This window comes from Pseudofrankia coriaricola (genome assembly GCF_032027725.1).
Classification (GTDB): domain Bacteria; phylum Actinomycetota; class Actinomycetes; order Frankiales; family Frankiaceae; genus Pseudofrankia.
This window is the reverse complement of record NZ_JASNFO010000155.1, coordinates 1-11864: the sequence shown is the minus strand read 5'-3', so window position 1 is coordinate 11864 and position 11864 is coordinate 1. Positions and strand designations below refer to the sequence as shown.

The following is an 11864-nucleotide window of genomic DNA, read 5'->3' as shown; positions in this document are numbered from 1 at the left end:
ACCAGGACGACGCGAGAAGCCGACGTGGGTCCGGCTCATGGCCATGCGACGGCGCAAGACACTTGTCACCTGCCGGCCATGCCACGAAGCCATCCACGCCGGACGACCTACCACGCAACCCACGGCATAACCACTGGAGAGCCCGTTGCGGTTAACGCCGCCCGGCGGGTTCGGCGGGGGGCCGACGGAAAAGGACCCAACCAGGGCACCTCGCCGGCGGCCTACCCGACTCGGAGGGCGGGTCGGGAAGACGGGCCGAGAGAAACCCCGGTACCGCGTCCCGGCCCGACCCTACACGAAGATCAAGGGGCCGGTGAAGCACAGGCATTTCTATCTTTATGTCATCCTCGATATCTACAGCCGCTATGTCGTGGGCTGGATGCTCGCGCCGAACGAGTCCGGGGAGCTCGCGAAGGAACTTGTCGCGCAGACGTGTGAGAAGTATGGCGTCGATACGTCGAGGCTCACGGTGCACGCCGACCGGGGCTCGTCGATGACGTCGAAGACTCTCACGCTTCTTCTGGCGGATCTTGACATCGTCCGGTCGCACTCAAGGCCGCGGGTCTCGAACGACAACCCCTTTTCCGAGTCCCAGTTCAAGACCCTGAAGTACCGGCCCGAGTTTCCCGACCATTTCGACACCATCGTCGAGGCGCGGGCGTTCTGCCGGGAGTTCTTCAACTGGTACAATTTCGAGCACAAGCATTCCGGGATCGGCTACCTTTCGCCGGCGGTCGTGTACTTCGGCCGGACCGATCAGGTGTATGCCGCGCGCGGTCGCGTGCTCGATGCCGTCTACGCCGCGCACCCGGAGCGGTTCGTGAACCGGCCTCCGGTCCCGCCATCGCTTCCGAAACCCGCCGGGATCAACACGAAGCCCGGCGAGGATGCCGGGCCAGCCGACGCGGGCGTCCCGCAAAGATCGGAGGTGCTCCCCGCGCAGAGATCGAATAGAAGACCAGATGCAGGCTAGTTCACAAACAATCTTGTCTCAAAGATCTTGACAAGTTCCGTGTCGACGTGGCGTGGCTGGCTTTGATCATCGCGGTGGCCTGGGTGACGATCTCCGGGTAAGCGGCTGCCAGGAGCAGCGCCTGCGGCGATGACTCGGTGGCCGCCCGTGGGTTGGACTCGATCAGGGCTTGCATCCGGCGTTTCCATGCCTGTGTCGGGCCGGGCTGTCTGTCGGGCTCGCCTGCGGCCTGAATCTTGGCGTAGATCAGCTGTTCGGCTGAGCAGCGGCGGAGGAGGCGGCGGGCCTGACGTTCGGCGGCGATGATGTCCTGGCAGGCGCTGACGCCGAGCTGCGGCGTTCCGGGTGGGTTTTCTGGTCCAGGCAGCCAGGTGCCGTGTTTGAGGCAGATCTGCTGGTGCGCCGGCAGGAACCCTCAGGCCGCAACCCCGGCCACGCCTCCAGCGGCTGCAGGCACTCCGCCCCCTGGGCGTCGACGTAACGCAGCGCGAACTCAGGGTCCGCACCCACAGCCGCCACCGCGACGCCCACGAGCTCTCCCGACACAGACGATCATGTATCGCTCAAACTACCGTGGCATCCAGAAGCAGTCGACCAAGATTCAATGACACAAAGTCAAGTATCAAGACACAGGACATCCGTCCCGAGACCGGCCCGACGACGGTTGTTGGTGGGCATGTAGGTTCCCCCGTCGATCTTCCAATCGTTGGCGAGCTGTCAGGGGATTCCCGGGCTGGGTGTCACTAGGCGCAGTGCTGAGTTACCAGGTTCCGGTGGCACTTCTGCGGGGGGAAGCGCCGGGGCAACCCGCACGCCCGGACCAGATCACGCGGCCGGCTCCACGTGGTGGCTGTGCTCAGGCAGCATCGTCAAGATCCGGGGGACGGTCGCCACCGTCCCCCGTAGTACACCGTCGGCGGTCGCATGCCACTTCCCACGCCTCAGGCAGCCATTCCTAACGCCCACGGAAAAAGATCAGTGGACCGGTGACGGCGACGACAAGGAAAAGCGCAGCGACGAGCACCCACCAGATCCATCCTGGCCAGACAGCGGACAGCGTGCTGACGGCGACGAAGGCGAACACCCAAGCCGCGCCGGCGGCTGCGTAGCCGCGCCACGTGGGGTAGCCCCGAGGGCGGAATACCTCGCGGACGTCCCGGACGAGAGGGACTCGGCGGCGATCGGTGGCGGACATCTTCAGCGGCCCTCCTGCATGACCAGGACGGCGGCGGCCGAACAGGAACGACGGACGGTGTCGGCGATTCGGGCAATCAGCTTCTCGGTGGTCACGACGTCCGGGGCTCCTTCCTTATCCGCGGCGGGGCGCAGGGGCACCACCAACGCGGTCACGGCGCTCCCCGCCACGCGGGAGACATCGGTACCGCACCCCCGCCCGGTCTGCGAGCCGCAGGACACCGAGCGAAGAAGGTCGCCTACCTGGATCTTGTCATGTTCGCCACTGAGATGACATCCGGCCCGGGAAAATGACGGGCAGCGGGGGAACCTACAGGCATCTTTGGCCGTCTCCCTTCGGGCGTCTTCCGCGAGGAAGCCGATAGCGGGGATCTTGTCAAGGGTCCTTGACAAGCCGGATCTTGTCAAGGAACGCTGCGGAGGAACTGCCGTATCCGAGGAGGTATGACCGGCCATGACGAACCTCCCCGACAGGGCAAAGCCGGTCGCGGCCTACCTCGCCGCGCCGGCGCCTGAGCAGTCGACGGCGCTGGCCATGCTCGCGCAGGAACCCGTACGGAAAAGAGCCGACGCGTATCGCGAGACGCACCCGGGTCACACGGGCAACATCGTGATTGTCCGAGGGCTCATGTTCGTCCTGCTGCAGCAGGGCCGCTCGCAACCGACCGACCCTCGAGTCCGAGCGCCCCGGGACGCTCCTGGCCGGCTTTGACCTTGCGGCCGCGCTGTTCATCGTTGAGGGCGCGGCGCTGGCGGTGGAGCACGAGCTTTGCGAGCACGACGGCGCCGTCCCCGGCCGACCAGCCGGCCCGCGCGGAGCCGGCGACCTCGTGGCCAGTGACCGTTCTCCCGCCAGCTACAGCGGGAGCGACGGCGGCCCGTCGGCGGAGCCGAGGGCGCGGGCCTGGTCGTAGGCGTGGGCGGTGGCTGGGTCGTTGGGGCGGGTGCCGAGGGCGCGGCGGGCAGGGTCCGAAGTGTCGGCTGTGGCGGGGGTGCCGTAGGGCAGGCCGAGGGTGTGGTGGCGGTAGTGCTCGATGCGGTGGGCTGCCTCGTCCCAGGCGGTGGTGGCGGGGTCGGTGGTGGGGCGGGGGCCGAGGAGGGCGGTGAGGTAGTCGGCGGGTTCGGCGGTGGCGTGGAGCAGGGCCTGGGTGGTCTGGCGATCGAGGGAGGCGTCGAGGCGGGTCCGTCGGGCTGCGGCCGCGGTGTGGGTCCGGGTCGGGGTGTGGGGGCTGGCCGTGTCGGTGGGGTGGTTGAGCTGGTCGTCGAGGGTCCGCCGCTCGGTGAGCAGTGTGGCCGTTGGCCGGGTGGCGAGGTGGCTGATCTCGGCGGCGGCGAGGAGCCGGGTGACGGTGTTCCATTCCTGTTGGGGGGTCGCCGGGGCGGGGAGCTCGTAGAGCGTGGCGTCGAGGTCGGCGGTCGTGCACAGGTCGGCGACGCGGCGGGCGAGGACGGCGGCGCCGGTGCGGATGTCGGTGAGGGGTTCGCCGGCCAGGGCGGTGTGGAGCTGGTCGGGATGGTGGCCGTGGTCGAGCAGGGCGTGCAGGCCGGCGATCGCGCGGTGCCGGGGGATCGCTTCGTGGGGGTTGTGGAAGCGGGTGCGGGCCTGGTCGGGCAGGGCCGCGGCCCAGGCGTCGGCGAGGCGGGTGGCCTGGTCGTGGTGGCGGAGCCAGGGATCGCGGTGCCTGTCGTCGGGTGTGGCGCCTGGGGGTGGTCCGGGGTCGTGCGGCGCGGTGTCGGGCTGGTGGCGGGCGTGGTAGATCGCCAGCGCGGTGACGGCGTCGTCCCAGGCGGCGCTGTCGGGGCCGGACGGCGGGCGGGGGCCGATCCGGGCGAGGAGCTGCGGTGGTGGGTGGGTGACGGCGGCGGCGCGCAGGATGGTTTCGGCGGCGAGTTCGGCGCGGCGCAGCAGGACCTGGCGCGGCAGGTCGGTGCTACCCGGCGCGCGCCGCGGCGCGTCCGGCGCGAACGTCGGCGCGACCGGCGCGGTCGGCGCGGAGGTGGCGCGGTCTGCTGGCGCGAGATTCGGCGCGGCCGGGGTGGAGCGGGGCGCGTGCGGCGCGTCCGGCGCGGGTGTCGGGGTCGCTGTGGGGTTCGGGTCGTCAGCGGCGCGCCGCCGGGTCGGTGTGGCGTGGTGAACCGGCTGCGCCTCTGGCGCGTACTGCGTCGTGGGCATGGGTGCGTGCGGCGCGTCGGCGCGGGTCGTCGCTGGTGCGCGCCGCGGCGTGCCCGCGCCGCCCCCGCTGTGCGCGTCGTTGGGGTCGTTCGTCGCGTCGGTGTCACCGGGAGCCGGGCGGCGGCCGGGCGGGGTGGGTTGGTCGGCGCGGTTGCTGGCGGCGAGGCGCTGGGCGGTCAGGTCGGCGAGGGTGTGGGTGAGGCGGAGTTGGTGGGCTTCGGTGGCGGCGGGGTCGTGGTCGGTGGCGAGGCGGTCGGGGCGGGTGCGGGCGAGGCGGTCGGCGAGCCGGTCGAGGGGGCTGTCGGGGTCGGGGCCGGCGGGCAGCCAGGTTTCGTCGTCGTCGCGCTGGTCGAGGTCGGCGCGGTGAAGGACGTAGGCGTGTAGGTCGGTGCGGGCGCGCGAGAGCATGACGTACAGGCCGGGGCGGCTGGTGTCGTCGGGGACGACGGCGCGGGCGGTGTCCATCGTGGAGCCCTGGGCCTTGGCGGCGGTCAGCGCGTAGGCATGGCCGAGACCGCCTTCGCGGCCGTCGTCGAAGCGGTGGGTCAGGTAGTTCCAGGGCACGCGGACGGTGCCCTTGCTCGGGAAGTGGACCTCGAGGGTCTGCTCGTAGGGGTTGTCGGCGGGGTGGACGGCGGTGACGACGCCGACGGTGCCGGTACGGATGTAGGCCGAGGCGGGCCGGCCGGCGGGGACCAGGGTGTGGCCGGCCTGCGTCAGGGTGACGACCTCGTCGCCGGCCTGGAACTCCCGGCTGGCGACGTGGAGGACCGGACCGGTCAGAGTGCCGTCGGCGGCCAGCAGGACGCGGGCAGCGGTGTTGAGGGTGTCGACGTCGCGGTTGCGTTCGGCCATCATGTGGACCCCTGCCGGCCGGGGTGTCAGTACGGACTCCCCCGTGCCGTGCCCACCCCGGCCGGCAGCATCACCTTCACGACCGGCGGGCCCGTCCACCATGGCTGGGCGCGACGTGGCGTCCGACGCGGCGCGGTCGCGCGCGCCGAGTTTCGCGCCGTGCGCGCCGCTGGAACCAGCGCGGTCGGCCGCGCCGCCGGTCGGAGTCGCGCCGTCCGCGCCGCCTGGGCGCGCCGTCGGCGCGGTGGTGTCCAGGGCGGCGCGGTCCGCGCCGCCAGCATCCTCGGCGCCAGACCGGTTCGGCGCGTCGCCGGCCTTCGCGGCGCGGTTCGCGTCGTCCGGGTCGGCGCGCCTCGGCGCGTCGGCGCGGGGCCGGGTCGCGCCGAGGTGGTGGAGGCGTTCGGTGTACCAGTCGGCGACGGCGCGTTCCAGGAGCGCGTCGGCGCTGTCGGCGAGGTGGACACGGCCGGCCTCGGCGAGCCGGTCGAGCGCGGCGCGGCTGGCCGGCGCGGTGTCGGCGCGCAACGCGGCGAGCGCGGCGCGAACCGGCGCCATCTCCGCACCCGCCTGCCGATGCACCGTCGTCAGCGCGGGGACGTTAGGGGTGTGGGCGGCCATGTGCGCGAACCAGCCACCGGCGCCGACTGAACCGAGCTGAGCCGGATCACCGAGCAGAATCACCACCGTGCCGGTCCGGGTGGCGTAGCGCAGGAGCCGTTCGGCGTCGCGGGTGGCGACCTGTGTCGCCTCGTCCACGATCAGCACCGAGCCCGCCGGCCAGACCGTGGCCGGGTCGTCGGTGTGGTCGAGCAGGGTCAGCCAGCTGGCCACGACCCGGGCCGGGATCCCGATCCGCTCGGCGAGCTCCTCCGCTTGGCGGCCACCGTGCGCGGTCGCCAGCATCGGGTGGGCGGCGGCGGTGACGATGGCGGTCAGGGTCCGCATCGCTTCGGTCTTGCCGGTGCCGGCCGGGCCGACCGCGACACGGACCAGGTCGCCGCTGGTCAGCAGGTGGCGGACGAGGTCGGCCTGCTCGGCGGACAACGCCGGTCCCGCGGCGCCGACGGGTGCGGGGCGGGTAGCGGTCTCCAGCTGGGTGTCGAGGAGCTCCGTGTCGACGAGGCGGCGGGGTGGCGCGCCGGCGGCGACCTGGCCCTGGCGGTACAGCGCGAACAGGGTGTCCTCGGCCGTCAGCAGGTTCTCGGTGGTGTAGAGCGGTTCGGGTTCGTGACGGCGCCGAGTACGGGTGGTGTCGTGCAGGACGACGACCCGCCGGTCAGCGAGAAACCGGTCGGACAGCCGTTCGATGTCCTCGGCACCGAGCCGATCGCCAGCCCAGCCGGCGACCTGGCGGATCACATCGCGCCGCAGGAACGTGGTGGCCTGCGCGGTCAACCCGGACGCGCCAGCAAGCTGAGCGAACAGAGCGGCAACGTCGTCCTCCGCCACTTGGGCACGTGGCACCGGACGGCCGGTCAGGGTGGGAGCGAGCTCGCGAACCTGGGCGACAGTCCAACCGGCCGAGGTCAGCCGGTCGCGCTGGATCGCGGCAACCTGGGCGTCCGCGAGAACCTTCTTAGGAGCACGCGAACGAAGCTGCGCCGCCGCCACCGTCGCACCAGACGGTTCCAACCCGGCCGCGACGAGCTGGGCGAACTCCTCGGTCACCTCGCCATGCCGCGTCGAGAACGCCCCCAACAGATCCGCCGGGAAACCAGCGATCTCGGCGACGTTGTTACGAGCCGGCTCCCAGGTGATGCCCCGGCGGGCGGACAGCTCGTGGCGCAACACCGCCGCACCGACGTGACCAGCCGTCTTGACCTGGGCGAGCAGCACCTCCCCGTCGATCGCCCGCCACTCCCACCCACCAGGCCCCGGGTCGTCCGGGTCGCCTTGGACGACGACCGCGTTGACCAGCACGTTGTGGACATGCAGATGGGCCTCGTCGCTACGCGACACGTCATGCAGATACGACGCCACCGCCAGACCCAGCGCCCGCCGATTCTCCCCCTGCACCGTCCCGAACGCGGCGTGACGCTCCAGGTAGCCGATCGTCGCGTCCACCGCCGCATCCAGCGCCGCCGCGATGTCGGCGCGCAGCGCCTCGTCGCCGAACGCCCACAGCAGGCTCACCGACTTCGGCACCGCACACACCATGTCGTAGCCCAACACCGTCGCCGGTGGCGTCCGCGCCGCACACCACCGCTCCACCTCGCCACGACGGATCCGCCACCACCCATCCGCCCCACGCTGCCCAACCAACAGATCAGCCTCACCGCGTCCCGCACGCTGCCCGGCACTCGGCGCACCGGCCTCGACACCCCGGTCAGCGGCAAGCCCATCAGCTCCGGTTCGTCCGTCCGCTGCGTCGCCCCGATCGACGTTCTCGACGCCCGGTTCGCCAGCCCCAGCAGCGAGGATCTTCGCGGTGCGGCTGACCAGCCGACGCAGATAGGACGCACCGACCCCGGCCACCACCGCCGCCTCCGCCAACGTCAACCACTCCCCAGCGCGAGACGCCGCCCCGGACGCGGGCCGCACGCCAGCGCCAGCACCCGTCAGCTGGCCAGAATCCGAGCCGACGCCGCGAACGGTCCCCTGCCCACCAGCACTCTCCGCGCTCACGGGCGCCGAGTCGGGACCGCCGCTGGCCCGGTCGGCGCCGGCGTTGTCGGGACGCTCGACCCGCCCCGCGGTACCGGTCGCCGCCAGCAACGGCCGGCCCGTCACCGCATGCCGCCCACGCAACAGCCGAGCCAACGCCTCCCCCGACACCGCCCCCCGCAGCCCCACCAGCACCGCCCCCCGCCCACGCGCCCGCCCCACCGCCCTCTCCCCCGCGTAGTAACGCGTCAGCCCGGCGGCGGCCCCGGGCTGGCCGGACTCCAGATAGGCGACCACCGCACCCGCCGCCCGCGTCACCTGCCCCACGTCACGCGCACGCACCCGCAACACCCGCACCGTCGCGATCACCGTCACCGTCCCCGGCCCGCCCCACCCGGGGCCCGCACTGAAACCACGGACACTGCCCGGCCCGAACACCGCCAACGACACCGCGACAGCCACCGCGAACGACATCGCCCCAGACCCACGCACCCGACCAGTCACCGCCAAGGACATCCCGGCCGACATATCCCTCCCGCTGGCGCCCTCCACCTGCTGGCTGGCAGCGCCGGCCTCTACCCGTGCTTGCGCTGCCAGGCTTCGGGCTCCTACCTCGCGTGACCCGTCCCGCGGAAGGAGTGACCGTTCACGGATCACCCCCACAGGCGTGGGAGGACGCGGTCACCGTGATCGGCATCTTCAAGACGATCGGATCACCCCCACGGGCATGGGGAGGACCGGAACCCGACGACGAGGGCCTCGGCGCTGAGCCGATCACCCCCACGGGCGTGGGGGGACACTTGCTGACCTGGGGGTTTAGGGACTTCCGGTGCCTGTTGTGGTTGGAGGGCGACGAGTTGGAGGCCGTCGTAGGTGACTGGCCTCTGGCAGATCGGTCCCCACACCGCCCTGGTCGACCACACCATCACCCCCGACGAATGGACCCTCGCCGACACCGACACCGCCATGACCAGCCAACCGCGGTGACCTCGGCGCGCAAGATCGCGGATCGGTCGCAGACTGGGGGTGCCGACATGTCCGGTCCGGGACGCGGACAACCATCGGCGGGGTCACGCTGGTCATCTGCGCCAGGGTCCTGCTGATCATCGGCACATGTCTCGATGCCCGGACAGCAGCCGTCGAACGATCATCAGTTCGTGGCCTGCCGAGCGCGATAGCCGGCAGGCCCGCGCCCATCGGCTCTCCTCAACCCGGTCAGTCCGGCGCGGTCGACATGCTCGGTGCCGCGGCTGGTATGCCGGCCGGCCCGGATTCCAGTGCGGCGCGGGTGCGTTCGTCGCGGCCAGGTCCGTCAGCCTCGGTCCGCCACTGCTCGGGACGGGACGTCCGGGTCAGCTTCGTCTGATCGTTCCCGAAGTACAATCAGACGTCCCGGTCCAGCGACACATTCGCCACGACGCCGGCGGGCAGCGTGCCAGACCTGCGGCCGCCCGGTAGTGCCACGTTGGTGTCGGGCGATAGCCTCGCTCGACACCGCCAGCGGCCGTGGCGCACGATCGACCTGTCAGGACCCTGGACGACGAGGACGGTGCGATGCCGCGCGAGGAGCCCCGGTTCCCCGGCAGACCTGGCGGCCTCCAAGAGCGCCAGGGGCCGATTGATGCCAGGTACCTCGCCGACCGCCTCAATCGGGCGACGACGTCTGAGGAGCGGGCCGGGCTAGCGGACCCTCTGCCAGGCAGCCGCGCTACATATGGCCGGCATCGGGAACCGTTGGACGGCATGGCACTTCCTGCTCCCCGCGAGCGGCGCTGCAGTTGTCGGCGCGGAGTCGGCTACCAGTGCACGTTGCACGCCGACGGCCAGGATGGGCGCTGCACGGCCTGCCGGATCGCCTGCTACGGCGCCCCGCCCGATCTCGACGCTACGGTCATCGTTCTGGAGGAACTGATCGCCGAGTGTGAGGAATCGTTCGGCCCCGATAATCATCACACCTTGCTCAACCGGAGCCGCCTCGCCCAATGGCGTGGCCAAATGGGCGATGTACAGGGCGCTGTCGCCGAGTTTGGCGCAATACTCAATATCCAGCTAAGAGTCCTCGGTGCCGGCCATCCCGAGACCCAGGCCACCAATGACCGTCGAGTGCACTGGCAAAATACCGCCCGGGCCTCCGAGAATACCTAGTGGTGAGCCTTTAATTCCTATTTGGATCGCATACTGGGGGTGTGCCGGAGCCGCGTGCTGTGCTGGTCGGGCTGTCCGCCACACGACCGGAGGCCTTCGGTGACCCCGACCGGCGCGTTGCTGATCACTGGCGTACCACCGCGCAGGCGCGAATGTCGCTGCGGCCGCCGGCCTCACCCTGCCTCACAACTCCGGCCCATCGAAGGCCACATCAACCGCATCAACCGCATCAAAAGGCAGATGTACGGCCGTGCCAACCTCGACCTACTGCAACGCGTCCTCCCGTCACATGGCCAGGGGCGCAGGTCGCATGCGCGGCGGGAGGCCTTCGGTTGTCGGTCTGGGCTCGAGCGGGCATCGACGAACGTGGCAGTAGCGCTTAAGTGGGTGTTCGATCCCGCGGGTTTCGTTTTATTCGGATTTATGTTCCTCGCCAGGTTGGGCAGGGACCCGGCAAAGTCATGAAGTTAGGCCGTGACCTGCGGTGTCATGACTGCCGTGATGTGCCCGGCGTGTCTGACCTACATCCGCCAGTTGGGCGTTGATGTTGGGGTCTTGTAGATCGTCGTAAGAGAACAGGTGCCTGCCGCGCAGGGAGAATCGGGGTTCTCACACCGAACCGACATCCCAGGCGAAAGGCACCTGACGGGTGACGACTCTACGCGGCAGCAGATCATCAGGGAAGCCCTCTGCCGGTGGTCCGGTGGTCCGGCGCGGGCGCCGTCCGCTGGTCCGGATCGGGCCGGTCGACCCGACGGTGACGGGGGCTGCGGGGCTGGTCGCGGTGACCGCGCTCGTCGACCGGCTCGACCTGGTCGGCGGACTCGACGACGGGATCGGCCGGATCAAGCGGCGCGACCGGGGGCTGACGGCCGGTCAGCTGCTCGTCGGGATGGCGGCCAGCCAGCTGGGAGGCGAGTCGTCGCTGGCTGGGCTGGACCGGTCCCGGGCGGACCGGGCAGGGACGCTGCTTGCGCCGGTGTCGTTCCCGCCGTCGCGGACCGCCGCGCGGCTCGCGGAACGGTTCGGCCCTGCCCAGCTCGCCGGGATCGAACGCGGACTGGCCGGGATCGCCGAGCGGATGATGCGCTTCCTGCCAGCACAGCGGCGTGCCGAGCTCGTGACCGGGCGCCCGACGCTGGACTGCGACGCCTCCGATGTCGAGGTCTACGGCCGTAAGAAACGCGGCGTCGCCTATACCCACGACGGCAAGCGAGCGGGCCGGCCGCTGCTGATCAGCTGGGCGCGCACCGGGCTGACCCTGGCCGCCGACCTGCTCGCCGGCAACCAGGACCCGCGTCCGTTCATCATCGCGCTCATGCACCGGGCGCTTTCGGTGCTGCCCGACGCGGTGTGCGCCCCTGCGGTCTTCCGCTGTGACAGCGGGTTCTTCTCGGCCGCGTTCATGCGCGCCGTCGTCGCCGCGGGCGGCGACTTCGCGATCTCCGCACCCCGCAACCAGGCACTCTGGCGTGCCTACGCCCAGGTCCCCGAGGACCGGTGGGTCGACGCCCGCGGCATGCGCGGCGCGCAGGTCGCCGCCTGCGACTACGCCCCGGACGGCGCCCCGCCCGGGACCTACACGATCGTGCGCCGGGTAAAGGTCACCACCGACGACGTCTCCGCCGACCCGCGCTCCCGGCGCGGGCGCACGATCGTGCCCGGCCAGCGGCAGCTGCTGCTCGACGGCATGATCGACCACAGCTGGGCGGTCAGCTTCCTCGTCACCTCGCTGTCCGCCGACGAGCCGGACGGGATCGTCGCCGTCGAGCACTGGTTCCGCGGCCGCGCCGACATCGAAACACGGATCAAGGAACACAAGCTCGGAGCCGGGCTGCGCCACCTCCCGTCCGCCGACCCGACGATCAACCAGGTCTGGATGTGGGCAGCGGTCCTCGCCGGCTGGATCTCCGCGCTGCT

At 71.1% G+C, this 11864-nt stretch carries 7 protein-coding genes and 1 pseudogene; 5 read left to right on the top strand and 3 right to left on the bottom strand.

Going from position 1 to position 11864, the window contains the following annotated elements; all coding sequences use genetic code 11:
- Positions 1–130, top strand: a 130-nt coding sequence (locus QOZ89_RS48110; RefSeq protein ID WP_491723686.1) for an HNH endonuclease, incomplete at its 5' end; no start/stop codon positions are given.
- Positions 131–295: 165 nt separating this feature from the next.
- Positions 296–886, top strand: a pseudogene (locus QOZ89_RS45880) (transposase); the annotation flags it as partial.
- 1042 nt (positions 887–1928) lie between these two features.
- Here QOZ89_RS45880 and QOZ89_RS45875 read toward each other — a convergent pair.
- Positions 1929–2168 carry a hypothetical protein gene (locus tag QOZ89_RS45875; protein WP_312630293.1) on the bottom strand — a complete coding sequence of 80 codons (240 nt, stop codon included), beginning with the start codon at positions 2166–2168 and terminating at the stop codon, positions 1929–1931.
- Between the two features lie 2 nt (positions 2169–2170).
- The gene (locus tag QOZ89_RS45870; RefSeq protein ID WP_312630292.1) at positions 2171–2323 is read right to left on the bottom strand and encodes a hypothetical protein; all 153 of its coding nucleotides are present in this window, start codon (positions 2321–2323) and stop codon (positions 2171–2173) included.
- Positions 2324–2621: 298 nt separating this feature from the next.
- On the opposite strand from QOZ89_RS45870, the gene QOZ89_RS45865 reads away from it, so the two are divergent.
- Positions 2622–2879: a hypothetical protein gene (locus QOZ89_RS45865; RefSeq protein ID WP_312630291.1), complete on the top strand. Its 258-nt coding sequence runs from the start codon at positions 2622–2624 to the stop codon at positions 2877–2879.
- 144 nt (positions 2880–3023) lie between these two features.
- Here the strand turns inward: QOZ89_RS45865 and mobF are convergent, their stop codons facing one another.
- Positions 3024–8273, bottom strand: a complete 5250-nt coding sequence (gene mobF, locus QOZ89_RS45860; protein ID WP_312630290.1) for a MobF family relaxase — start codon at positions 8271–8273, stop codon at positions 3024–3026.
- Positions 8274–9608: 1335 nt separating this feature from the next.
- Between mobF and QOZ89_RS45855 the strand changes: the two genes are divergently transcribed.
- Together QOZ89_RS45855 and QOZ89_RS45850 are read left to right on the top strand one after the other, a co-directional pair.
- Entirely contained in the window at positions 9609–9944 is a 336-nt protein-coding gene (locus tag QOZ89_RS45855) for a hypothetical protein (RefSeq protein WP_312630289.1), read from the top strand.
- Positions 9945–10647: 703 nt separating this feature from the next.
- Positions 10648–11864 (top strand): transposase (locus QOZ89_RS45850; protein WP_312630288.1); only part of this gene is annotated, 1217 nt, incomplete at its 3' end.

Excerpts from the sequence above, each read along its gene's own strand:
- QOZ89_RS45875 (WP_312630293.1), bottom strand. The coding sequence starts at position 2,168 with ATGTCCGCCACCGATCGCCGCCGAGTCCCTCTCGTCCGGGACGTCCGC.
- QOZ89_RS45865 (WP_312630291.1), top strand. The coding sequence starts at position 2,622 with ATGACGAACCTCCCCGACAGGGCAAAGCCGGTCGCGGCCTACCTCGCC.
- mobF (WP_312630290.1), bottom strand. The coding sequence starts at position 8,273 with ATGTCGTTCGCGGTGGCTGTCGCGGTGTCGTTGGCGGTGTTCGGGCCG.